Origin of the sequence: Streptomyces sp. ITFR-16 (genome assembly GCF_031844705.1) — a bacterium.
Classification (GTDB): Bacteria; Actinomycetota; Actinomycetes; order Streptomycetales; family Streptomycetaceae; genus Streptomyces.
The window spans coordinates 2441699-2464493 of record NZ_CP134609.1 but is presented as its reverse complement, the minus strand read 5'-3'; the positions used below and the strand labels follow the sequence as shown (position 1 = coordinate 2464493).

Genomic DNA, 22795 nt, shown 5'->3' with positions numbered 1-22795 from the left:
AAGTCTACGGAAGGGCGGCCCCGCTCCTCCAGGCTGCGGCCATGCCGAGAGACACCGATCCCCTGGCGGGCGGCCCCCGCGACGCGACGGATCCACCCCGCGACCGGCCGGTCCCGCCCCGGACCCCGCCGCCCGCCCCGAGCGCCGCGCACCCCGCCCCCACCGGACCGGCCCCCCTCCCGGCCCCGGCCCCGGAGCGCGACGGTCCCCCCGACCCGAGCGAACCGCCCGCGCTCCGGGCCCCGGCGCGGAACACCGCACCCCGCGGCTACCGGGCCGTGTTCGGCGTACGCGAGTTCCGCGCGGTCTTCGCCGCGCACCTGCTCTCGCTGCTCGGCGTCGTCGTCAGCGAACTCGCGCTCACCGTCCTCGTCTACGACCTGACCTCCTCACCCCTGCTCAGCGCCCTCACCTTCGCGCTCGGCATGCTCCCGTACCTCGTCGGCGGCACCCTCTTCGCCGGGATCGCCGACCGCTACCCCGCCCGCCGGGTCCTGGTGACCTGCGACCTGATCTGCGCCGGCTGCGTCGCCGTGATGGTCCTGCCGGGCACCCCGGTCGCCGGACTCCTCGTGCTGCGCTGCCTGGTCGCCGCCGTCTCACCGGTCTTCACCGGGACGCGGATGGCCGCGCTCGCCGACATCCTGGGCGAGGGCGACCTGTTCGTCCTGGGCCGCTCACTGCTGCGGATCGTCTCGCAGAGCGCCCTGCTCGCCGGCTTCGGCGTGGGCGGGCTGCTGCTCGCCGCGGTCCCCCCGCGCGGCGCCATCGCCCTCACCGTCCTCACCTTCCTCTGCTCGGCCGCGCTGCTGCGCCTCGGCACCCGCGACCGGCCCGCCCGCACCGGCGGCGGACGGGGCGCCACCCTGCTGCGGGAGTCGCTCACCGGGGCCCGCCTCGTCCTCGGCCACCGCAGGATCCGGGCGCTGATGCTGCTCTTCTGGCTGCCCCCGGTGTTCGTCGTCGCCCCCGAGGCGCTCGCCGCCCCGTACGCCGACGAGATCGGCGCCGGCACCGCCGCGCTCGGGCTGCTGATGTGCGCGATGCCGGTCGGCCACATCACCGCCGAGCTGTACGCGGGCACCGCGCTGAGCCCCCGGGTCCGCTCGCTGATCGTGCTGCCGTGCGCGGCGGCCGGGCTGCTGCCCCTCGTGCTGTACGGCCTCCGGCCCGGTGTGCCGGTGGCGGCCGTCGCCCTGCTGCTGGCCGGGGCGGGCTCGGCGTACGTCATCGGCCTCGACCAGTGGTTCGTCGACGCCGTCCCCGACGAGCTGCGCGGCCGGGCCATGACCCTGCTCACGGCCGGGCTGATGACCCTCCAGGGCGTCGGCATGGCGCTGGCGGGGCTGGCCGCCGAGTTCTTCCCCGTCCACCAGGTGGTCGCCGGGGCCGGTGTGCTGGGCACGCTGTGCCTGCTCGCGCTCGTCGCGGAGGTCCGCAGGACCGCGCCCGCCCTCCCCGTTCGGACCGAAGTTCGAGACGGTGAGGACCGTCATGTTCCCCATGGGTAAGGTCGTGGCCGTGCCGAAGCCGCTCAGTCTCCCCTTCGATCCCATCGCCCGCGCCGACGAACTCTGGCAGCAGCGCTGGGGCCCCGTGCCGTCCATGGGGGCGATCACCTCGATCATGCGTGCGCAGCAGATCCTGCTCGCCGAGGTCGACGCGGTCGTCAAGCCGTACGGGCTGACCTTCGCGCGCTACGAGGCGCTGGTGCTGCTCACCTTCTCCAAGGCCGGTGAGCTGCCGATGTCCAAGATCGGTGAGCGGCTCATGGTCCACCCCACGTCCGTGACGAACACCGTGGACCGGCTGGTGCGCTCCGGTCTGGTCGACAAGCGCCCCAACCCGAACGACGGCCGCGGCACGCTCGCCTCCATCACCGACAAGGGCCGCGAGGTCGTCGAGTCCGCCACCCGCGACCTGGTCGCGATGGAGTTCGGCCTCGGGGTGTACGACGCCGAGGAGTGCGCCGAGATCTTCGCCCTGCTGCGGCCCCTGCGCATCGCCGCCCAGGACTTCGAGGAGATCTGAGGGACGCGGTTCCGGGTCCCGGCCCGCTGCAAGATCGCCCCGGACGTCCGGTTACGCTCGATGGCATGAAACGCAGTGTGCTGACCCGATACCGGGTGATGGCCTACGTCACCGCCGTCATGTTGCTCGTGCTCTGCACCTGCATGGTTTTCAAGTACGGCTTCGACAAGGGCGAGGGCCTGACCCTCGTCGTCTCGCAGATCCACGGCGTGCTCTACATCATCTACCTGATCTTCGCCTTCGACCTCGGCTCCAAGGCGAAGTGGCCGATGGGCAAGCTGCTCTGGGTCCTGGTGTCCGGCACGATCCCGACCGCCGCGTTCTTCGTCGAGCGCAAGGTCGTCCGCGACGTGGAGCCGCTGCTCGCGGACGCCCCCGCGGTGCCCGCCAAAGCCTGACCGCCGCCTGAGTACCGCCTGACCGAACCGCCCCGTGCCGAGCACCGGGCGGTTTGTCATCGACATTTACTAGGACGTCCTAGTAAATTGGTGGCATGGACGCTGACGCGATCGAGGAAGGCCGCCGCCGCTGGCAGGCCCGTTACGACAAGGCCCGCAAGCGTGACGCGGACTTCACCACGCTCTCCGGGGACCCGGTCGAGCCCGTCTACGGCCCCCGCCCGGGGGACACGTACGAGGGCTTCGAACGGATCGGCTGGCCCGGCGAGTACCCCTTCACCCGGGGACTCCACCCGACCGGCTACCGGGGCCGCACCTGGACCATCCGCCAGTTCGCCGGCTTCGGCAACGCCGAGCAGACCAACGAGCGCTACAAGATGATCCTCGCCGCGGGCGGCGGCGGGCTGAGCGTGGCCTTCGACATGCCGACGCTGATGGGCCGCGACTCCGACGACCCCCGCGCGCTCGGCGAGGTCGGCCACTGCGGGGTCGCCATCGACTCCGCCGCCGACATGGAGGTCCTCTTCAAGGACATCCCGCTCGGCGACGTCACCACGTCGATGACGATCAGCGGCCCGGCCGTCCCCGTCTTCTGCATGTACCTGGTCGCCGCCGAGCGCCAGGGCATCGACCCCGCCGTGCTCAACGGCACGCTGCAGACGGACATCTTCAAGGAGTACATCGCGCAGAAGGAGTGGCTCTTCCAGCCCGAGCCCCATCTGCGCCTCATCGGCGACCTGATGGAGCACTGCGCCCGCGACATCCCCGCCTACAAGCCGCTCTCCGTCTCCGGCTACCACATCCGCGAGGCCGGGGCCACAGCCGCGCAGGAGCTGGCCTACACCCTCGCCGACGGCTTCGGCTACGTGGAGCTGGGCCTGTCCCGAGGCCTCGACGTCGACACCTTCGCCCCCGGCCTGTCCTTCTTCTTCGACGCCCACCTCGACTTCTTCGAGGAGATCGCCAAGTTCCGTGCGGCCCGCCGGATCTGGGCCCGCTGGATGAAGGAGACGTACGGAGCGAAGACCGACAAGGCGCAGTGGCTCCGCTTCCACACCCAGACCGCCGGTGTCTCGCTCACCGCCCAGCAGCCGTACAACAACGTCGTACGGACCGCCGTGGAGGCCCTCTCCGCCGTCCTCGGCGGCACCAACTCCCTGCACACCAACGCCCTGGACGAGACCCTCGCGCTCCCCTCCGAGCAGGCCGCCGAGATCGCGCTGCGCACCCAGCAGGTGCTGATGGAGGAGACCGGCGTCGCCAACGTGGCCGACCCGCTGGGCGGTTCCTGGTTCGTGGAGCAGCTCACCGACCGGATCGAGGCCGAGGCCGAGAAGATCTTCGACCAGATCAGGGAGCGCGGCACCCGCGCCCATCCGGACGGCCGGCACCCGGTCGGGCCGATGACCTCCGGCATCCTGCGCGGCATCGAGGACGGCTGGTTCACCGGCGAGATCGCCGAGTCCGCCTTCCGCTACCAGCAGTCGCTGGAGAAGGGCGACAAGAGGGTCGTCGGCGTCAACGTCGCGCACGGCTCGGTCACCGGCGACCTGGAGATCCTGCGCGTCAGCCACGAGGTGGAGCGCGAGCAGGTCCGGGAGCTGGCCGTCCGCAAGCAGGGCCGGGACGACGCCCGGGTGGGCGCCGCGCTGGACGCGATGCTGGCCGCCGCCCGCGACGGCTCCAACATGATCGCGCCGATGCTGGACGCGGTCCGCGCCGAGGCGACGCTGGGCGAGATCTGCGGGGTGCTGCGCGAGGAGTGGGGCACCTACACGGAGCCGCCCGGCTTCTGACCGCCTCGCGCGGGGCCTGCGGCCGTCACCCGCCGGGGCGTGTCCGCCCTAGCCCGTGGCGGCCGCGCCCAGGCCCGCGAGCAGGAGCAGCGTGAAGCGCCGGGCCCAGTCGGCGTCGACGGGCTCGGCGCTCACGAGCGCCCGGTGCACCACCGCGCCGGCGATCACATCGAAGATCAGGTCGGCCGTCAGCTCCGCCGCGGCCTCGTCCGGCTCGACGGGCAGCTCACCGCGCTCCTGGGCGCGCCGCCTGCCCTGGAGGACGAGCCGCTTCTGCCGGTTCACGATCGAGTCGCGGATCCGGGTCCGCAGCGCCTCGTCCCGGGTCGACTCGGCGACCACCGCCATCAGCGCGGTCTGCGTCTCCGGCCGCTCCAGCAGCGCGGCGAACTGCAGCACCACCGCCTGCACATCCGCCGACAGGCTGCCCAGGTCCGGGAGTTCCAGCTCGTCGAAGAGGACCGCGACCGCGTCCACGACCAGTTCGTTCTTGCCCGCCCAGCGCCGGTACAGCGTCGTCTTGGCGACCCCCGCCCGCGTCGCCACGTCGCTCATCGTCAGCTTCGACCAGCCGAGGTCCACCAGCGAGGCTCTGGTCGCCTCGAGGATCGCCTCGTCGGCCTCGGCGCTGCGAGGGCGTCCCGTTCGCGCGGGTTTGGGGTGGCTGCGGCTCAGCATGCCGTGACCATACCCGCCGGTAAGGAGAACCGACCGGTCCCGTTCCCCGTGAGACAGATCACCGAACACTCTTGTGCAGGAGGGGCCGGGTCCAGTTACGCTACGGGTCGTAGCGTAAGAAACGACGGTCCGCCGTCGTAGCGCCACGAACGGACGACAGTCACAGGCGCCGGGTGGGGACCGGGCGCCGAACCGGGTCTTTCAGGGGCCCAGGGACCGCGATCGATGGGGATCGACCGCGGTTCGAACCGTGTCTGTCCGTGCACCTCGCACTCCGGCGAGGGCTGCGGACGGGCGCGGTTCACCCATCGCTTTCCGGAACAGCGTGCCGAGGGGGGAGGATGTACGTATGCAGCCTAGGAACATGTCCATGAGCGGCGTCGTCGACCTCGCCGCGGTGAAGGCGGCCGGTGAGGCCAAGGCCAAGGCGGAGCAGGCCAGGGCCGAGTCCGCCCGGCAGGGCGGCCCCGCCGGTGTCCCCGCTTCCTCCCTCGTGATCGACGTCGATGAGGCGGGCTTCGAGAGCGATGTCCTCCAGCGCTCCGCCGAAGTCCCGGTCGTCATCGACTTCTGGGCCGAGTGGTGCGAGCCGTGCAAGCAGCTGGGACCGCTGCTGGAGCGCCTGGCCCATGAGTACAACGGCCGTTTCGTGCTGGCCAAGGTCGATGTCGACGCCAACCAGATGCTGATGCAGCAGTTCGGGATCCAGGGCATCCCGGCGGTCTTCGCCGTGGTCGCCGGACAGGCGCTGCCCCTCTTCCAGGGCGCGGCCCCCGAGTCCCAGATCCGCCAGACCCTGGACCAGCTGATCCAGGTCGGCGAGGAGCGCTTCGGGCTCACCGGTATCGCCGTCGACCCGGAGGCGGCCGGCCCCGACGCCGGTGCCCAGGCGGCCCCCGAGGCCCCCGCCGGACCGTACGACGCGCTTCTGGAGGCGGCCGCGCAGGCGCTGGACGCCAATGACTTCGCCGGCGCCGTCCAGGCGTACAGGAACGTCCTGTCGGACGACCCGGCCAACAGCGAGGCCAAGCTCGGCCTCGCCCAGGCGGAGTTGCTGGCCCGGGTCCAGAAGACGGACCCGCAGCAGGTCCGCAAGGACGCCGCCGAGAACCCGGCCGATGTGGACGCCCAGCTCGCCGCGGCCGACCTCGATCTGGTCGGCGGTCATGTCGAGGACGCCTTCGGCCGGCTCGTCGAGACGGTCCGCCGTACGTTCGGCGACGACCGCGACCGGGTACGGGTGCGGCTGCTCGAACTCTTCGAGGTGATCGGCCCCGACGACCCCAGGGTCGGCGCCGCCCGGACCGCCCTCGCGCGCGTCTTGTTCTGATCTGACAACACGGCCGCGGCTCCCGGTGGGAGTCGCGGCCGTTTTCGCGTCGGGCGCTAAGAGAGGCCCTCGCTTTACCAAATCTTGATAAAACAAGCGGCTGTTACTCGCAGTAAATCGATCATCGAGATCTGTCCGCTTTAGCTCCCCCTTGGCGGTATTCGTCTGTCGGCCCGGGGCAACCCTGTGTGGCCGCTCGGTGCCGCCCGGTCGTGGCTCGGTTATCGGGCCGTTACTAGTGAGTAACGAACCCCCTTGTGTCACGGCCGCGAATGGACCACGATCGGCCACGCTCGGTCCAATGACGCCAGTCCGGCTGCCAGTCGGTGCGGCGGCTCCGTTGGGTCCCCACCGAGTGGGCCGGCGGCAGTGGCGCCGGTTCCGGACAGGGGGGTTCCTGCCGACCGGCAGGGCCTGTCCGAACAGGTTGCGCGAACGCGTGGCCAGTGGTTGTCGCTCGGGGGTGATCGCCGGTGATTCGGGCGCGGTTCAAGCCTCCGTCCGCAGGCGCTCTCCTTTCCGAGGACGTAGCACTTCTCCCATCCCAGGTCCGGCAGGATGCCAGACCGGAGATGTACGTCCGAGAAGGAGGAAAAGTATGAGTTCCCAGGTTCGCGGTGGCACGAGATGGAAGCGTTTCGCTGTCGTCATGGTGCCGAGCGTCATAGCCACCGCTGCGGTGGGTGTCGGTCTGGCGCAGGGTGCGCTCGCCGCGTCCTTCAGCGTGTCCGGCCAGGAGTTCAAGGTCAGCGCGGATGAGCTGGTCGGCCAGAACTTCGTCCAGTACGGCAGTGTCGCGACGGGCAAGGACCTCAAGGGCAAGGACCAGGCCGCTCCGGTCGCCGTGTCCGGGTTCAGCGAGGCCACCATCACCAACATGTGCCAGTCGGTCGTCACGCCCGACCTGCCCTTCGGGCTCGGCAGTGTCACGCTGCAGCTCACCGCCGGCACCGGCAAGGACAAGGTCTACGCCAAGGACCTGTACCTCGATGTCTCGAAGCTCGACGGTGACGCCGAGTTCACGAACATCGACATCGGCGTGGCCGCCGGTGGGCTGAAGAACCCGGGCATCCAGCCCGGCACCCAGGCCAACCCCTACGGGTTCTCGCAGCGGGCCGAGGTCGCCAAGCTGACGAAGGTGCGGCAGCAGGCATGGGCCACCACGGCAGGAACGTTCAAGCTGCCGAGCCTGTCGCTGCGGCTGCACAAGGGCGTCAAGGAGTGCTACTAAGCACTCGCCCGGGTGGCCGGGGGCCGCACAGCGGACCCCGGCCACCCACCCTTCTCTTTCTCACAGCAGTACCGGTTCCAGGGAGCTGTTTTCCATGAGCCCCGAATCCCAAGGGCAGAACGAGCACTACGTCCGCGTCCTCCGGCGACGCTTCCGCACCTGGCGGGGTAACCGGCCCTTCTGGGCGGGGCTGTTCACCATGGCGGGCGGTGTACCGATCGCGTACTTCCCGTACGCGAATATGCACCTCGGCAACATGACGCTGGCGATGTCCACCACCGCGGGTGCCGGATCGCTCATCATCGGTGTCCTGCTGATCACGCTGGGCCTGACCATGTGGTTCCACCACATCGTCCGGGTGTTCGCCGGCGTCGCGGCGATCCTGCTCGCGCTGATCTCCATACCCGTCGCCAACATCGGCGGCTTCCTGATCGGTTTCCTGCTGGCCCTGATCGGTGGCGCGCTGTCCATCTCCTGGGCGCCGGGCGAGGCGAAGCCGGAGGGGGCCGAGGCCGAGGAGGCCGCACCGGCCGAGCTCCTGCCCCTGGGGGCCGCCCCCGAACCGGAGGCGGACGGACCCCCGTTCGCCCAGGACGGGCAGAGCGCCGAGGGCGCGCTCCACGGAGCGGGCATCCCCGAGCAGCCGGCGCAGTACGACACGACAGTCGAGGTCGACGGCGGGAGGCATCGTGCGGGGTGACGACAGTCAGGTGAACGCCCTGGGCGAGGGCGGCACCCAGGAGCGAAGAGGACCGCGCCACGCGGCCCCCAGGAAGTCGCTGCTGACGAAGCTCCACATGCCCGCAGGCAAGAAGGCGTTCGCACTCGCGGCGATGCCCACGGCGGTGTTCGTCGGGATGGGGCTCACCCCCAAGCTGGCGATGGCCGACGACAACGCGGACATCCCCTTCGCCCCCGGCCCCTGTGTGACCCGCTCCGACGAGCCGAGCGAGTCGGCGGACCCGTCGCCCTCGGCGTCGAAGACGCCCTCCCCGTCGGCCAGTGCGACCAGCACGCCGGCGCCGGAGACGAGCGACAGGGCGACCCCGAAGCCGACGGCCACCCCGTCGGGCGGCGCGGACGACACGGCGGACAAGAGCACCACGAAGAGCACGCAGAAGGGCTCCGACGCGGCCCCGGCCGCGACGCCGAGCGCCACGCCCTCGCCGGCCAAGTCGACGAACCCGCTCGACCCGCTGGGCCTGGGCGACGCGCTCAAGGACCTCTTCGACGGACCGGACAAGGAGACGGCGAGCCCGTCCCCGAGCGCCACCACGGCCGCCCCGGAGCCGTCGAAGCCCGCCACGACGGCGCCCGCGGACAAGGCCGGCGACAAGGCGGACAAGCCCGTCGAGAAGGCCACCGGCGCGGCGAAGGACACGGCCGACAGGACGGCCGAGGCCATCAGGGACGCGGCGGACAAGGCCGGCAAGCCGGTCGAGGAGCTGGAGAAGGACGTCAAGGGACTCGACCCGAAGAAGGACGAGGACATCCCGGACGGCGCCAAGCCCTCCTTCCCCTGCCCGACCGCCGACCCGAAGGCGCTGGCCGCGGCCGATCTGGAGCAGGGCATCCCCCGCCTCCCGAACGACCCGTGGATCCTGGAGAGTTCGCTGCTCACCCTGAACGGGCTGGACTACAAGGGCATCGTCGAGGTGGAGAAGGGCGACGGCGCCACGAAGAAGGTGCTGAAGTTCACCGCCTCCTCCATCGACATCAAGGACCTCCACCAGCTGACGGTCGGCCCGCAGTCCGGCGTCACCGGCCATGTGAAGGCGCGGAAGGGCTCCACCTCGACCATCCGCAACGGCACGGTGACGATGTACACGGAGGAGCTGAAGGGCAACCTCTTCGGTCTCATCCCGATCACCTTCAGCCCGGCGACCCCGCCCCCGCTGAACGTCCCGTTCGCCTTCTTCACCAACGTGAAGGTGACTCAGGCGGGCCAGTTCGGCGGCACGCTGACGGTCCCCGGCCTGCAGAACTACTTCACCGAAGGCTCCGGCTGACGGTCGAGACCCCTCCGGGAGCCGCACAACGACGGTGGCCCGCACCTCCCTCGCAGGGGGTGCGGGCCACCGTCATGTGCGGGCCGGGCGCCGTCAGTCGCGGCCCTGGCCGCCCACGTGGTGGACGCGGACCATGTTGGTCGTGCCGGGGACGCCGGGGGGCGAGCCGGCCGTGATGACCATCGTGTCGCCGGCGTTGTAGCGGTCCAGCTTCAGCAGCTCCGCGTCGACCAGGTCCACCATCGCGTCCGTGGTGTCCACGTGCGGGACCACATGGGCCTCGACGCCCCAGCTGAGGGCCAGCTGGTTGCGGGTGGACTCGTCCGTGGTGAAGGCCAGGATCGGCTGCGCCGCGCGGTAGCGGGAGAGGCGGCGGGCGGTGTCGCCGGACTTGGTGAAAGCGACCAGCGCCTCGCCGCCCAGGAAGTCCGCGATCTCGCAGGCCGCACGGGCCACCGAACCGCCCTGGGTGCGGGGCTTCTTGCCCGGCACCAGCGGCTGGAGCCCCTTGGAGAGCAGCTCCTCCTCGGCGGCGACGACGATCTTCGACATCGTCTTGACCGTCTCGATCGGGTACGCGCCCACGGAGGACTCCGCGGAGAGCATGACCGCGTCGGCGCCGTCCAGGATCGCGTTGGCGACGTCGGACGCCTCGGCGCGGGTGGGACGGGAGTTGGTGATCATCGACTCCATCATCTGGGTCGCCACGATCACCGGCTTGGCGTTGCGCCGGCACAGCTCCACCAGGCGCTTCTGCACCATCGGGACCTTCTCCAGCGGGTATTCGACGGCGAGGTCGCCACGGGCGACCATCACACCGTCGAACGCCATGACGACGCCCTCCATGTTCTCGACGGCCTGCGGCTTCTCGACCTTGGCGATGACGGGGACCCGGCGGCCCTCCTCGTCCATGATCTTGTGGACGTCCTTGACGTCACTGGCGTCCCGCACGAAGGAGAGCGCGACCAGGTCGCAGCCCATCCGCAGCGCGAAGCGCAGGTCGTCGACGTCCTTCTCGGACAGGGCCGGGACGTTGACCGCCGCACCCGGCAGGTTGATCCCCTTGTGGTCGGAGATCACCCCGCCCTCGATGACGATCGTGCGGACGCGCGGGCCGTCGACGGAGACGACCTTCAGCTCGACGTTGCCGTCGTTGATCAGGATCGGGTCGCCCTTGGCGACGTCACCGGGCAGACCCTTGTAGGTCGTCCCGCAGATCGACTTGTCGCCGGGGACGTCCTCGGCGGTGATGACGAACTCGTCCCCGCGGACCAGTTCGACCGGACCCTCGGCGAACTTCGCCAGACGGATCTTCGGGCCCTGGAGGTCGGCGAGCACGCCGACCGCCCGGCCGGTCTCGGCGGCGGCCTTGCGGACCCGGTCGTAACGACCCTGGTGTTCCGCGTGGGAGCCGTGACTGAAGTTGAATCGGGCCACGCTCATGCCGGCCTCGATCAGAGCGACGAGCTGCTCATGGGAGTCGACGGCGGGGCCGAGGGTGCAGACGATTTTGGAACGGCGCATGAGGCGGATCCTATCGGTTTGTTTCACTGCGGAATATTCCGTCTGGTGGAAGATACAAAGGGGCGCGGGGGTGCTCAGTTGTCGACCAGTGCGAAGGTCTGTTCGGCGATCTCCAGCTCTTCGTCCGTCGGCACCACAGCGACCGCGACCCGTGCGTAATCCGGCGAGATCAGCCGCGGCACCCCGGACCGTACGGCGTTGAGATCCGCGTCCACCACCAGGCCGAGCTCCTCCAGACCGGCGATCGCAGCTTCCCGCACCGCGCTGGAGTTCTCCCCGACCCCCGCCGTGAAGACGACGGCGTCCACCCGGCCGAGCACCGCCGAATAGGCGCCGATGTACTTCTTCAGCCGGTGCACATAGATGTCGAAGGCCAGCGCGGCACGGGTGTCGCCCTCCTCGATCCGGCGGACGATCTCCCGCATGTCGTTGTCCCCGCACAGCCCCACCAGGCCGCTCTTCTTGTTGAGCAGGACGTCGATCTCGTCCGCCGACATGCCTGCCACCCGCTTGAGGTGGAAGGTGACGGCCGGATCGATGTCTCCCGAACGCGTACCCATGACCAGCCCCTCCAAGGGGGTCAGTCCCATCGACGTCTCCACGCACCGGCCGCCCGCGACCGCCGAGGCCGAGGCGCCGTTGCCCAGGTGCAGCACGATGACGTTGACCTCTTCGGGCGCTCTGCCCAGCAGCTCGGCCGTCTTGCGCGAGACGTACGCGTGCGAGGTGCCGTGGAATCCGTAGCGCCGGATGCGGTGCGCGTCGGCCGTCTCCACGTCGATCGCGTACCGCGCCGCGTACTCCGGCATCGTCGTGTGGAACGCGGTGTCGAACACCGCCACCTGCGGCAGATCGGGGCGCAGGGCCATGGCCGTGCGGATGCCGGTGATGTTGGCCGGGTTGTGCAGCGGCGCCACCGGCACCAGGCGCTCGATCTCCTTGAGCACCTCGTCGGTGATCACGGTCGGCTCGGTGAACCGCAGCCCGCCGTGGACCACCCGGTGGCCGATCGCCGCCAGCTCGGGGGAGTCCAGGCCGAGCCCGTCGGCCGCCAGCTCGTCGGCGGCCGCCTCCAGGGCTTCCTCGTGGTCGGCGATCCGGCCCTTGCGCTCCCGGCTCTCGCCCCCGCCGCCGGTCAGCGGGGTGTGGACGAGCCGGGAGGTCTCCTCGCCGATCCGCTCGACGAGCCCGGCCGCCAGCCGGGAGTGGTCGCGCATGTCGAGCAGCTGGTACTTCACGGAGGAGGAGCCGGAGTTGAGGACGAGCACCCGGCTCGCTCCCTCGGCTGCCGCCGCGCCTTCGGTGGTGGTCATGCGGGTCACTCCTCGCCCTGCGCCTGGATCGCCGTAATGGCCACGGTATTGACGATGTCCTGGACGAGAGCGCCCCGGGACAGGTCGTTGACGGGCTTGCGCAGCCCCTGGAGGACCGGGCCGACGGCCACCGCGCCCGCCGAGCGCTGCACGGCCTTGTAGGTGTTGTTGCCCGTGTTGAGGTCCGGGAAGATCAGGACCGTCGCCTGGCCGGCCACCTCGGACCCCGGCAGCTTCGTCGCGGCGACGCTCGGCTCGACCGCCGCGTCGTACTGGATGGGGCCCTCGATCCTGAGGTCCGGGTGGCTCGCGCGCACCCGGTCCGTCGCCTCGCGGACCTTGTCGACGTCCGCGCCCGTGCCCGAGGTGCCCGTCGAGTACGAGAGCATCGCGATCCGGGGCTCCACGCCGAAGCGGGCCGCGGTGACGGCGGACTGGACGGCGATGTCCGCGAGCTGCTCGGCGTTCGGGTCCGGGTTGACCGCGCAGTCGCCGTAGACCAGGACCTTGTCGGCGAGGCACATGAAGAAGACCGAGGAGACGATCGAGGCGTCCGGCTTCGTCCCCCCAGCGCCCGCCGCCCTGCCCGACGAGCTCTGCTCGGCCCCCTTCGTTCTGATGATCTCGAAGGCCGGGCGGATCGTCGCCGCCGTGGAGTGCACGGCCCCGGAGACCATGCCGTCGGCCAGCCCCTCCTGGACCATCAGCGTGCCGAAGTAGTTGACGTCCGAGACGACGTCGTGCGCCAGCTCGACCGTGACCCCGCGATGCGCGCGCAGCTGGGCGTACCGCTCGGCGAAGGACTGGCGCAGCTCGGAGGTCGCCGGGTCGATGAGCTGGGTGGCGGCGAGGTCGATGCCGAGGTCCGCGGCCTTCTTGCGGATCACGTCGGGGTCGCCGAGCAGGGTGAGGTCGCAGACGTCGCGCCGCATCAGGACGTCGGCGGCGCGCAGGACGCGCTCCTCGGTGCCCTCCGGCAGCACCACCCGGCGGCGGTCCGCGCGGGCCTGCTCCAGCAGTTCGTGCTCGAACATCATCGGCGTGACCCGGCCGCTGCGGGCGACCGAGATCCGGTCCAGGAGCGCCGCGGTGTCCACATGGCGCTCGAAGAGGCCGAGCGCGGTCTCCGCCTTGCGGGGGGTCGCCGCGTTGAGCTTGCCCTCCAGGGCGAAGAGCTCCCCGGCGGTGGGGAAGGAGCCGCCGGCCACCGAGACGACCGGGGTGCCCGGTGCGAGCCGTGCGGCCAGCGTGAGTATCTCCTCGCCAGGCCGCTCGTTCAGTGTCAGCAGCACGCCCGCGATGGGCGGGGTGCCCGCGCTGTGCGCGGCGAGCGAGCCGATCACCAGGTCCGAGCGGTCCCCGGGGGTCACCACCATGCAGCCCGGCGTCAGCGCCTTCAGCAGGTTCGGCAGCATCGCGCCGCCGAACACGAAGTCCAGCGCGTCCCGGGCCAGGCCCGCGTCGTCGCCGAGCAGCACCGTACCGTCCAGCGCGGCGGTGATCTGGGCGACCGTCGGCGCCGAGAGGGCCGGGTCGTCCGGCAGCACCGAGCAGGGCACCGGCAGGGTGGCCGAGAGGCGCTCGGCGATGGCGTCGCGGTCACCGGACGCCACCCGGTTCACGATCATCGCGAGGACGTCGCAGCCCAGCCCGGCGTACGCGCGGTACGCGTTGCGCGTCTCGGCCCGCACCGACTCCGCGTTCTGGTCCTGGCCGCCGACCACCGCGATCACCGAGGCGCCGAACTCGTTGGCGAGGCGGGCGTTGAGGGCCAGCTCGTCCGGGAGCTGGGTGGCGGCGAAGTCCGTACCGAGGACGAGCACCACCTCGTAGTCGGCGGCCACCCGGTGGAAGCGGGCGACGAGCCGGGAGACCAGTTCGTCGGTGCCCTGCTCCGCCTGGATCGCGGACGCCTCGTGGTAGTCCATCCCGTAGACCGTGCCCGGGTCCTGGGAGAGCCGGTAGCGGGCCCGCAGCAGCTCGAACAGCCGGTCGGGGTCGTCGTGCACCAGGGGCCTGAACACCCCGACCCGGTCCACCTGGCGCGTCAGGAGCTCCATGACGCCCAGGTCGACGACCTGGCGGCCGTCCCCCCGGTCGATCCCGGTCACGTACACGCTGCGCGTCACGCGTGCTCTCCCGTCATCTCTGGTCCGGTATCTTGTCCGGTTCGAGTGATATCGCCTGTTTGACGATACCTGCGGGGACCGAGAGGCCGCCCGCCGGACGAAAGCCCCAGGTCGCGGCCCTGGGCGCGGCCCCCGCCGCCCGCCGGCCGCCCATGGAGCAGCCGAAAGAGCGAGGTGCGGACCCGGCGTGGGACACTCGTCGTGACTCACGGTACGGGGGATTCGGAAGGTGCCCCGGCCCGCACGGCACAGGACGGCACCGGCAAGGCTCTAGTCGAGCAGGAGATACAGACACCATGCGCATCGGAGTTCTCACCGCAGGCGGCGACTGCCCCGGCCTGAACGCAGTGATCCGCTCGGTCGTGCACCGTGCCGTGGTGGGCCACGGGGACGAGGTCATCGGCTTCGAGGACGGCTTCAAGGGTCTCCTCGACGGTCACTTCCGCCCCCTCGACCTCAACGCGGTCAGCGGCATCCTGGCCCGCGGCGGCACGATCCTCGGCTCGGCCCGGCTGGAGCGCGACCGGCTGCGCGAAGCCGCGGAGAACTGCGCCGAGCTGAGCCGCCGTTACGGCATGGACGCCCTGATCCCGATCGGCGGCGAGGGCACGCTCACGGCCGCCCGGATGCTGTCGGACGCCGGGATGCCCGTCGTCGGCGTCCCGAAGACCATCGACAACGACATCTCGGCCACGGACCGCACCTTCGGCTTCGACACCGCCGTGGGCGTCGCGACCGAGGCCATAGACCGGCTGAAGACCACCGCCGAGTCCCACCAGCGCGTCATGGTCGTCGAGGTGATGGGCCGCCACGCGGGCTGGATCGCGCTGGAGTCCGGCATGGCCGGCGGCGCGCACGGGATCTGCCTGCCCGAGCGGCAGTTCCAGGTCGAGGACCTGGTCAAGATGGTCGAGGAGCGCTTCGCGCGCGGCAAGAAGTTCGCGGTCATCTGTGTCGCCGAGGGCGCGCACCCGGCCGAGGGCTCCATGCCGTACGCCAAGGGCGCGATCGACCAGTTCGGCCACGAGCGCTTCCAGGGCATCGGCAACCGCCTCGCCGTCGAGCTGGAGACCCGGCTCGGCAAGGAGGCCCGTCCGGTCATCCTCGGCCACGTCCAGCGCGGCGGCACGCCCACCGCGTACGACCGGGTGCTCGCCACCCGCTTCGGCTGGCACGCGGTGGAGGCCGCCCACCGGGGCGACTTCGGCCGGATGACGGCCCTGCGCGGCAACGACATCAAGATGGTGCCGCTCGCCGACGCGGTCACCCAGCTCAAGACGGTGCCGCTGGACCGGATGCACGAGGCCGAGTCGGTCTTCTGACCGCCCGGCCCCGGGTCGCGCGAGGGCCCCGCACGGCGGGCCCTCGCGCGGCCGGTGCTACACGTCGGCCGTCTGCCAGAAGCGCTCCACTATCCGCGCCAGGAAGGCACGGCCCTCGTCCCCGGTGCCGCCCGCGCGGTCCGTGCCCGTGCTGCTCCAGCTCAGGGTGGACACCATCAGGGCCTGGTAGTCCGAGTGCAGCTGTTCCAGGACGCCCTGCACCAGCCGCCGGTCCACCGGCGCCAGCTTCGCGACCGGCCGTACGTACGCCTGCCAGCGCGTCTCCACCGCCCGGCGCAGCAGCTCCGCCAGCTCGTCCTCGCGGCCCGTCGCCGTCACGAAGTCGGCGGGCGTCAGCCCGAGGGCCTCGCTCAGCGCCGCGGACTGGCGCTCGTTGCCCCGCCACCGGCCCGACTCCTCCATCCGCAGATACGCGGTGGTGGCCATGCCGACCCGGCCCGCCAGCTCGTCCGCCGCCAGCTCCCGGGAGACCCGGTGCTCGCGCAGGCTCCGCGCGGCCGTGAGCAGTTCGCCCGGGGCGCACCACAGCACCCCGGCCAGGGCGGTGATCTCGTACTCGGATGGGACTTCGAGCCCTCGTTCCCAGGAGGCCACCGTCTCGGCGCTGATCCGTAGTCCGTACTGGGCGCCGAGACCGTAGGCGACATGGCCGGGAGTCATCCCCAGGGCCTCGCGCAGTCTGCGCGCGGCGGGGGCGTTGAAAGGCGGGGTGGGGTGCACGGCCCCACCGTAAGAGGCCGGAGGCGGTCTGACTACGGTGTGTTCGCCCGAGACGACGGCTCGTAGGAACGTCCTAGGCTCAAAGTCGAACAAAAGGGTCGTTCATCGCTCTTCGGCCCTCCATCGGTAGTGCAATTCCGGCCGTCCGATCTGGCCGTACTGCGGACTGCGCACCGCCCGGCCCGCCGTCACCAGGTGCTCCAGATAGCGGCGCGCGGTGATGCGGGAGATCCCCAGCTCAAGCCCGGCGGCCGCCGCCGTCACCCCGTCCGGGGCCGCCCGCAGCGCCCGGGTCACCGCCTCCAGCGTCGGGGCGCTCAGCCCCTTGGGCAGCCGGGCGGGCTGCGGGGCGCGCAGCGAGGCCAGCGCCCGGTCCACCTCGTCCTGGCCGCTCGCCTCACCGGCCGCCGCCCGGAACTCCGCGTAGCGGACCAGCCGGTCGCGCAGGGTCGCGAAGGTGAACGGCTTCAGCACGTACTGGACGACGCCCAGCGACACCCCCTCACGGACCACGGCCAGATCGCGGGCCGAGGTCACGGCGATCACATCCGCCGCGTGCCCGGCCGCGCGCAGCGAGCGGAGCAGCTGGAGGCCGTGGCCGTCGGGCAGATAGAGGTCCAGGAGCAGCAGATCGATCCGGGCGCGCTCCAGCGCCCGCACCGCCCCGGCGCGCGAGTGCGCCACCTCGGCCACCGTGAACCCCGGGACCCGGTCCACGTACAGCCGGTGGGCGTCCGCCGCGACCGGGTCGTCCTCGACGATCAGCACCTGGATCACTGGGTCGCTTCCTTCCGTACGCCACTGGCCTCGGGCAGCGGCAGCCGCACCGTGAACTCCGCGCCGCCGTCCGGGCCCGGTGCCAGCGTCACGGTCCCGCCGTTGCGGTGGGCGGCCTGCCGGACGAGCGCCAGACCGAGCCCGCGCCCGGCGCCGTGTGTCGACCAGCCGCTGCGGAACACCTCGGCGGCGTCGGCCGGATCGACCCCGGCCCCGTTGTCCGCGACCCGCAGCAGAAGTTCGCCGTCGCAGGCGAGCGCGGTGACGGTGACCCGGGCGCGGGCGGGCCTCGGCCGCTCCGGGGCGCGCTGCCCGGGGATGCCGGGCGGACCGGTCACCGCCTCCGACGCCGCGTCCACCGCGTTGTCGATCAGATTGCCTAGCACGGTCACCAGATCGCGCTGCGGCAGCGTCGCGGGCAGCACGCCGTCGTCGATCAGGCTGTCGTCCGCCAGCACCAGCTCCACCCCCCGCTCGTTCGCCTGCGCCGCCTTGCCCAGCAGCAGGGCGGCCAGCACCGGTTCGCCGACCGCGCCGACGACCCGGTCTGTGAGTGCCTGGGCCAGCTCCAGCTCCGCCGTGGCGAAGCCGACCGCCTCGTCGGCCCGGCCCAGCTCGATCAGCGAGACCACGGTGTGCAGCCGGTTCGCCGCCTCGTGCGCCTGCGAGCGCAGCGCCTGGGTGAACCCGCGCTCCGAGTCCAACTCCCCGGACAGCGCCTGGAGCTCCGTGTGGTCGCGCAGGGTCACCACCGTGCCGCGCCGCTCCCCGCCCACCACCGGGCGGGTGTTGACCACGATCACCCGGTCCGCCGTCAGATGCACCTCGTCCACGCGCTCCTCGGAGGCGAGCAGCGCCCCGGTCAGCGGCGCCGGCAGCTCCAGCTCGGCGACCCGGCGCCCGACCGTGCCCGGCGCCAGGCCGAGCAGCTCCCGGCCCGCGTCGTTGATCAGCGCGATCCTGCGCTGCCCGTCCAGCATCAGCAGCCCCTCGCGCACCGCGTGCAGGGTGGCCTCGTGGTAGTCGTGCAGCCGGCTCAGCTCGGCGGCGTTCATCCCGTGGGTGTGCCGCCGCAGCCGGGCGTTGATCACGTACGTGCCGGCGCCGCCGAGCGCCAGGGCCGCGCCCGCCGCCAGGGCCAGCGCGCGCAGCTGGGCCCGCACCTGCGAGGAGACCCGGTCGACGGTGATGCCCGCGCTGACCAGGCCGACGATCCGGCCGCCGTCCCGGATCGGCGTGACCACCCGGATCGAGGGGCCGAGCGTGCCGGTGTACGTCTCCGAGAACGTCTCGCCGCGCAGCGCCCGCGCGGTGTGCCCGAGGAAGGTCTCGCCGATCCTGTCGGTGTCCGGGTGCGTCCAGCGGACCCGGTGCGGGTCCATGACGGTGACGAAGGCGATCCCGGTGTCCTTGCGGACCCGCTCCGCGTACGGCTGGAGCACGGCCGACGGGTCCGGGGTGCGGATCGCCTCCCGTACGGACGGCGCGTCGGCCACCGAAACGGCGACCGCCCTGGCCTGCCGGGCCGCGGTCTCCCGGGCCTGCGCGCTGCCGGAGGCGTACGCGAAGAAGGCGCAGCCCGCCACCACGGCCGCCACCAGCACCACCTGCATCGCGAACAGCTGACCGGCCAGACTGCGCGGCCGGGTACGGGGAAGGCGCATCCCCCCAGTCTGCCTGGCCGAAAACCCAAGAGGTGCCGGCCATCGGGGGGCGGCCCCTCTTGTGAACGAAATGCACGTAAGGGTGACCGGCGTCACAGGTGGCGGAATAGTCGCCGGAGCCCCCAGGGACGGGGGAGGGACAGAGATGAGCCGAGGAGACCCTCGTGGCAGTGGCCGCCGCCAAACGGGACCGTACGAAGTATCTGTATCTCGCCGTGATCGTGGCGGTGGGGCTCGGGATCCTGGTGGGCCTCGTCGCCCCGGATGCCGCCGTCGAGCTCAAGCCGATCGGGACCGGCTTCGTCAATCTCATCAAGATGATGATCTCGCCGATCATCTTCTGCACGATCGTGCTGGGGGTCGGCTCCGTACGCAAGGCCGCCAAGGTCGGTGCCGTCGGCGGTCTGGCCCTCGGCTACTTCCTGGTGATGTCGACCGTCGCGCTCGCCATCGGCCTGGTCGTCGGCAACATCCTGGAGCCCGGCTCCAGCCTCCACATCACCGAGGCGACCCGCGCCGCGGGCGAGGCGCAGGCGGGGGACAGCGAGTCCACCGCGGACTTCCTGCTCGGCATCATCCCCGACACCATGGTGTCGGCCTTCACCTCGGGCGAGGTGCTCCAGACCCTGCTCATCGCCCTGCTCGCGGGCTTCGCGCTCCAGGCCCTGGGATCGGCCGGCGAGCCGGTCCTGCGCGGCATCGGCCACCTCCAGCGCCTGGTCTTCCGCATCCTCGCCATGATCATGTGGCTGGCCCCGGTCGGCGCGTTCGGCGCCATGGCCGCGGTGGTCGGCGAGACCGGCGTGGACGCGCTGAAGTCGCTCGCGGTCATCATGGTCGGCTTCTACGTCACCTGCGGGCTCTTCGTGTTCCTGATCCTGGGCACGATCCTGCGCCTGGTGGCCGGGCTCAACATCTTCACCCTGCTGAAGTACCTCGGCCGGGAGTTCCTGCTCATCCTCTCCACCTCCTCGTCCGAGTCGGCCCTGCCGAGGCTGATCGCGAAGATGGAGCACATGGGCGTGAGCAAGCCCGTCGTCGGCATCACCGTGCCGACCGGCTACTCCTTCAACCTCGACGGCACCGCGATCTACCTCACGATGTCCTCGCTCTTCATCGCCAATGCGACGGGCGACCCGCTGAGCATCAGCGAGCAGATCTCGCTCCTCGTCTTCATGGTGATCGCCTCCAAGGGCGCGGCGGGCGTCACCGGCGCCGGGCTTGCCACCCTCGCGGGCGGCCTCCAGTCGCACCGCCCCGAGCTGGTGGACGGCGTCGGCCTCATCGTCGGCATCGACCGCTTCATGAGCGAGGCCCGCGCCCTGACCAACTTCGCGGGCAACGCCGTCGCCACGGTGCTCGTCGGCACCTGGACCAAGGAGATCGACCGGGAGCGGGTGGACCAGGTCCTCTCCGGGGCGCTGCCGTTCGACGAGACGATGCTCTCGGACGAGGGCCCCGCCGAGCCGCACGTCCCCGAGGCCAGGGACGGCGGCGAGGAGCAGCCCTCGCTCGCGAAGGCGTAAACGCCCCCATGCACCCCGGGCCGGTACGGAGCCTTCCGTACCGGCCCGGGGTGTGTCCGCCCCCGCCGCCCGCCCTTGCCCTGACGCCGACGTCAAGGATTACGGTCGTCCCATGCGAATCGGGGAGCTGGCCGAACGGGCCGGGACGACGCCGCGGGCACTGCGCTACTACGAGTCGCGCGGGCTGCTGCCCGCCCGGCGGGCGGTGAACGGCTACCGCACCTACGACGAGAGCGATCTGCGGCTGCTCCAGCAGATCCGTACCCTCCAGGACTTCGGCTTCGAACTGGAGGAGACCCGCCCCTTCGTGGAGTGCCTGCGGGCCGGCCATCCGGCCGGTGACGCCTGCCCCGCCTCGCTGGCCGTCTACCGGCGCAAGCTCGACGAGCTGGACGCGCTGATCGGACAGCTGCGGACGGTCCGCGAGGAGGTGGGCGCCCAGCTGGCCCGCGCCGAACTGGAGGCCTCCGCCGAGGTGCCCGGCGGCCCCGAGCCACGATGTGAACTGAACTGGGAGGACGGGACATGATCCATGCGCAGGGCGTCGCCGAGGTCACCGACGAGACCTTCGACGCGGAGGTGCTGGGAGCCGCGCTCCCGGTCCTCGTCGACTTCACCGCCGACTGGTGCGGACCGTGCCGCCAGCTGGCCCCGGTGCTCAGCGCCGTCGCGGGCGAGGAGGCCGGCCGGCTCAAGGTGGTGCAGATCGACGTGGACCACAACCCGGGCATCGCGAGTCGCTACGCGGTGCTGTCGATGCCGACCCTGATGGTGTTCCGCGCGGGCGAGCCCGTGAAGTCCATGGTGGGCGCCCGGCCGAAGCGCCGGCTGCTCCAGGAGCTCGGGGACGTGCTTCCGGCGGCGGTCTGAGGGCCCGCCTCAGGAGGGGGTGAGCGCCCCTCAGTTCGCTTCCCCGGTGCGGAGCGTGCCCCCTCCGCACCGCGGAAACATTGATGTACGGTCCACTCGCATGCGTACTCGACATGTACTCGCGTGGACCTCGGCCGTGACGGCCGCACTCGCGGTCGCGGCCGCGGCCGGCCCGGTGGCCGCCGCCCCGGCCGGTCGCGTGTCCGTGACACCGGCGGCCCGCTGCCCCCAGCTCTCCGGCACGCTTCCCTGGTACGGCGACAACCGGGCCCGGCTGCAGCGCGTCATCGACGAGCGCGGCACCTGCCACCGCAAGGGCGGACCGCGCCCGGTCGCGGCGTTCGACTGGGACAACACCATCACCAAGAACGACGTCACCGACGCCACCATCAGCTGGTCCCTGCGGCACGACAAGATCCTCCGGCCCGCCGGCTGGAAGGACACCAGCAAATGGTTGACCGACGCCGCGGACCGGGCCCTCACCGAGGCCTGCGGCACCGATGTCGAGGTGGGGGCGCCCCTGCCCACCTCCACCGACACCCGCTGTGCCGACGAGATCCTCCAGATCCGCGAGGACGGCAGCACCATGAGCGGCGAGGCCGCCTTCGCGGGGGAGTGGAACCACCGGCGTACCGTCCCGCAGTACGCCTGGGTGCCCCAGCTGTTCGCCGGGCACACCGTCCCCGAACTGCGGGCGTACACCGAGGCCGCCCGCAGGGAGGCCCTCGCCGCGCCGGTCGGCGCGACCCGCACCGTCGGCACCCACGTCCTGCCGGCCTACGTCCGGTACTACGAACAGCAGCGCGACCTCGTCCGCACGCTCCGGAAGGCCGGATTCGACGTCTGGATCGTCTCGGCGGGCTCCGAACCGGTCACCGAGGTCTGGTCGCGCGGCATCGGGATCGACCGCGCGCACACCGTCGCCATCCGCTCCGTGCTCGACGGCAGGGGCCGCATCACGACCAGGAACGAGGGCTGCGGCGGGGTGGGCGTCACCGAGGGCGAGGCCATCCCGTACATCGACGGCAAGCGGTGCTGGATCAACCAGGAGATCTACGGGATCCGGGGCCGGGCCGCCTGGAACCGGCAGGCCCCGCAGCGGCGGATCGCGATCGGCGGCGGTGACGCCGACACCGATGTGACGTTCGTCGGCGATGCCACGGGCGCCCACCTCGTGCTCAACCGCAACAAGAACGAGGTGATGTGCCGCGCCTACGACAACGCCGACGGCCGCTGGGTCGTGAACCCCATGTTCATCGAGCCGCTGCCCCGCAGGAGGGCGGCCTACCCCTGCGCGACCGCCGCCTACACCGAGCCGGGAGGCGCCCTCGGCCCCGTGCGGCGGGGCGACGGGAGCGTCGTACCGGACCAGCGGGACACGGTGTACTGACGCGGGACCGCCACGGGAACAACGGGACCGCCACGCGAACAAGCCGTCGGCGGCCCCGGGAAACCA

Annotated in this window: 20 protein-coding genes; 13 read left to right on the top strand and 7 right to left on the bottom strand. The window is 71.6% G+C overall.

What is annotated here, in order from left to right; translation table 11 throughout:
- Window positions 1-41: 41 nt before the first annotated feature.
- The 4 genes from RLT58_RS10750 to RLT58_RS10735 all read left to right on the top strand — a co-directional run bounded on the left by RLT58_RS10750 (window position 42) and on the right by RLT58_RS10735 (window position 4225).
- Window positions 42-1511, top strand: a complete 1470-nt coding sequence (locus RLT58_RS10750) for an MFS transporter (RefSeq protein WP_311310172.1) — start codon at window positions 42-44, stop codon at window positions 1509-1511.
- 10 nt (window positions 1512-1521) lie between these two features.
- Entirely contained in the window at window positions 1522-2031 is a 510-nt protein-coding gene (locus RLT58_RS10745; RefSeq protein ID WP_026171455.1) for a MarR family winged helix-turn-helix transcriptional regulator, read from the top strand.
- 65 nt (window positions 2032-2096) lie between these two features.
- Window positions 2097-2429, top strand: coding sequence for a DUF3817 domain-containing protein (locus RLT58_RS10740; protein ID WP_311310171.1), 333 nt, complete (start codon window positions 2097-2099; stop codon window positions 2427-2429).
- A gap of 95 nt (window positions 2430-2524) precedes the next feature.
- The gene (locus RLT58_RS10735) at window positions 2525-4225 is read left to right on the top strand and encodes a coenzyme B12-dependent isobutyryl-CoA mutase large subunit (RefSeq protein ID WP_311310170.1); all 1701 of its coding nucleotides are present in this window, start codon (window positions 2525-2527) and stop codon (window positions 4223-4225) included.
- A gap of 48 nt (window positions 4226-4273) precedes the next feature.
- Here the strand turns inward: RLT58_RS10735 and RLT58_RS10730 are convergent, their stop codons facing one another.
- On the bottom strand, window positions 4274-4903 hold the full coding sequence (locus RLT58_RS10730; protein ID WP_311310169.1) for a TetR/AcrR family transcriptional regulator: 630 nt from the start codon (window positions 4901-4903) through the stop codon (window positions 4274-4276).
- A gap of 349 nt (window positions 4904-5252) precedes the next feature.
- On the opposite strand from RLT58_RS10730, the gene RLT58_RS10725 reads away from it, so the two are divergent.
- The 4 genes from RLT58_RS10725 (at window position 5253) to RLT58_RS10710 (ending at window position 9473) form a co-directional block, all read left to right on the top strand.
- The gene (locus RLT58_RS10725) at window positions 5253-6233 is read left to right on the top strand and encodes a tetratricopeptide repeat protein (RefSeq protein ID WP_311310168.1); all 981 of its coding nucleotides are present in this window, start codon (window positions 5253-5255) and stop codon (window positions 6231-6233) included.
- Window positions 6234-6831: 598 nt separating this feature from the next.
- Window positions 6832-7464 carry a DUF6230 family protein gene (locus RLT58_RS10720; RefSeq protein ID WP_311310167.1) on the top strand — a complete coding sequence of 211 codons (633 nt, stop codon included), beginning with the start codon at window positions 6832-6834 and terminating at the stop codon, window positions 7462-7464.
- 94 nt (window positions 7465-7558) lie between these two features.
- A complete protein-coding gene (locus RLT58_RS10715) occupies window positions 7559-8164 on the top strand; it encodes a DUF6114 domain-containing protein (protein WP_311310166.1) in 606 nt (201 codons plus the stop codon).
- A complete protein-coding gene (locus tag RLT58_RS10710) occupies window positions 8154-9473 on the top strand; it encodes a hypothetical protein (protein WP_311310165.1) in 1320 nt (439 codons plus the stop codon). The genes RLT58_RS10715 and RLT58_RS10710 overlap by 11 nt, the downstream gene beginning before the upstream one ends.
- 93 nt (window positions 9474-9566) lie before the next feature.
- Here the strand turns inward: RLT58_RS10710 and pyk are convergent, their stop codons facing one another.
- The 3 genes from pyk to pta all read right to left on the bottom strand — a co-directional run bounded on the left by pyk (window position 9567) and on the right by pta (window position 14439).
- Complete coding sequence (gene pyk, locus RLT58_RS10705) at window positions 9567-10997, bottom strand: pyruvate kinase (RefSeq protein ID WP_311310164.1); 1431 nt, start codon at window positions 10995-10997, stop codon at window positions 9567-9569.
- Between the two features lie 74 nt (window positions 10998-11071).
- Window positions 11072-12310: an acetate kinase gene (locus RLT58_RS10700; RefSeq protein WP_311310163.1), complete on the bottom strand. Its 1239-nt coding sequence runs from the start codon at window positions 12308-12310 to the stop codon at window positions 11072-11074.
- Window positions 12311-12315: 5 nt separating this feature from the next.
- A complete protein-coding gene (gene pta / locus RLT58_RS10695) occupies window positions 12316-14439 on the bottom strand; it encodes a phosphate acetyltransferase (RefSeq protein ID WP_311310162.1) in 2124 nt (707 codons plus the stop codon).
- Between the two features lie 296 nt (window positions 14440-14735).
- On the opposite strand from pta, the gene RLT58_RS10690 reads away from it, so the two are divergent.
- Window positions 14736-15761 (top strand): ATP-dependent 6-phosphofructokinase, encoded by a 1026-nt coding sequence (locus tag RLT58_RS10690; RefSeq protein ID WP_311310161.1) that lies wholly within the window; start codon window positions 14736-14738, stop codon window positions 15759-15761.
- A gap of 57 nt (window positions 15762-15818) precedes the next feature.
- Here RLT58_RS10690 and RLT58_RS10685 read toward each other — a convergent pair whose 3' ends face one another.
- From RLT58_RS10685 to RLT58_RS10675, 3 genes are all read right to left on the bottom strand, one after another.
- Window positions 15819-16442 carry a helix-turn-helix domain-containing protein gene (locus RLT58_RS10685; protein WP_311314474.1) on the bottom strand — a complete coding sequence of 208 codons (624 nt, stop codon included), beginning with the start codon at window positions 16440-16442 and terminating at the stop codon, window positions 15819-15821.
- A gap of 162 nt (window positions 16443-16604) precedes the next feature.
- Window positions 16605-17279, bottom strand: coding sequence for a response regulator (locus RLT58_RS10680; protein ID WP_311310160.1), 675 nt, complete (start codon window positions 17277-17279; stop codon window positions 16605-16607).
- On the bottom strand, window positions 17276-18943 hold the full coding sequence (locus RLT58_RS10675) for a sensor histidine kinase (RefSeq protein WP_311310159.1): 1668 nt from the start codon (window positions 18941-18943) through the stop codon (window positions 17276-17278). Before RLT58_RS10675 ends, RLT58_RS10680 begins: the two co-directional genes overlap by 4 nt.
- Window positions 18944-19107: 164 nt before the next feature.
- On the opposite strand from RLT58_RS10675, the gene RLT58_RS10670 reads away from it, so the two are divergent.
- The 4 genes from RLT58_RS10670 (at window position 19108) to RLT58_RS10655 (ending at window position 22729) form a co-directional block, all read left to right on the top strand.
- Window positions 19108-20469, top strand: coding sequence for a cation:dicarboxylate symporter family transporter (locus tag RLT58_RS10670; RefSeq protein ID WP_311310158.1), 1362 nt, complete (start codon window positions 19108-19110; stop codon window positions 20467-20469).
- Between the two features lie 112 nt (window positions 20470-20581).
- Entirely contained in the window at window positions 20582-20998 is a 417-nt protein-coding gene (locus RLT58_RS10665; RefSeq protein ID WP_311310157.1) for a MerR family transcriptional regulator, read from the top strand.
- On the top strand, window positions 20995-21339 hold the full coding sequence (gene trxA / locus RLT58_RS10660; RefSeq protein ID WP_311310156.1) for a thioredoxin: 345 nt from the start codon (window positions 20995-20997) through the stop codon (window positions 21337-21339). Before RLT58_RS10665 ends, trxA begins: the two co-directional genes overlap by 4 nt.
- A gap of 100 nt (window positions 21340-21439) precedes the next feature.
- Window positions 21440-22729 carry a haloacid dehalogenase-like hydrolase gene (locus RLT58_RS10655; RefSeq protein ID WP_311310155.1) on the top strand — a complete coding sequence of 430 codons (1290 nt, stop codon included), beginning with the start codon at window positions 21440-21442 and terminating at the stop codon, window positions 22727-22729.
- Window positions 22730-22795 lie beyond the last annotated feature (66 nt).

Coding starts and splice junctions, on each gene's coding strand:
- RLT58_RS10700 (WP_311310163.1), bottom strand. CDS start 12,310: ATGACCACCACCGAAGGCGCGGCGGCAGCCGAGGGAGCGAGCCGGGTG.
- RLT58_RS10725 (WP_311310168.1), top strand. CDS start 5,253: ATGCAGCCTAGGAACATGTCCATGAGCGGCGTCGTCGACCTCGCCGCG.
- pyk (WP_311310164.1), bottom strand. CDS start 10,997: ATGCGCCGTTCCAAAATCGTCTGCACCCTCGGCCCCGCCGTCGACTCC.
- RLT58_RS10675 (WP_311310159.1), bottom strand. CDS start 18,943: ATGCGCCTTCCCCGTACCCGGCCGCGCAGTCTGGCCGGTCAGCTGTTC.
- RLT58_RS10715 (WP_311310166.1), top strand. CDS start 7,559: ATGAGCCCCGAATCCCAAGGGCAGAACGAGCACTACGTCCGCGTCCTC.
- RLT58_RS10690 (WP_311310161.1), top strand. CDS start 14,736: ATGCGCATCGGAGTTCTCACCGCAGGCGGCGACTGCCCCGGCCTGAAC.
- RLT58_RS10750 (WP_311310172.1), top strand. CDS start 42: ATGCCGAGAGACACCGATCCCCTGGCGGGCGGCCCCCGCGACGCGACG.
- RLT58_RS10740 (WP_311310171.1), top strand. CDS start 2,097: ATGAAACGCAGTGTGCTGACCCGATACCGGGTGATGGCCTACGTCACC.
- RLT58_RS10720 (WP_311310167.1), top strand. CDS start 6,832: ATGAGTTCCCAGGTTCGCGGTGGCACGAGATGGAAGCGTTTCGCTGTC.
- RLT58_RS10735 (WP_311310170.1), top strand. CDS start 2,525: ATGGACGCTGACGCGATCGAGGAAGGCCGCCGCCGCTGGCAGGCCCGT.
- RLT58_RS10730 (WP_311310169.1), bottom strand. CDS start 4,903: ATGCTGAGCCGCAGCCACCCCAAACCCGCGCGAACGGGACGCCCTCGC.
- RLT58_RS10685 (WP_311314474.1), bottom strand. CDS start 16,442: ATGACTCCCGGCCATGTCGCCTACGGTCTCGGCGCCCAGTACGGACTA.
- RLT58_RS10655 (WP_311310155.1), top strand. CDS start 21,440: ATGCGTACTCGACATGTACTCGCGTGGACCTCGGCCGTGACGGCCGCA.
- RLT58_RS10665 (WP_311310157.1), top strand. CDS start 20,582: ATGCGAATCGGGGAGCTGGCCGAACGGGCCGGGACGACGCCGCGGGCA.
- trxA (WP_311310156.1), top strand. CDS start 20,995: ATGATCCATGCGCAGGGCGTCGCCGAGGTCACCGACGAGACCTTCGAC.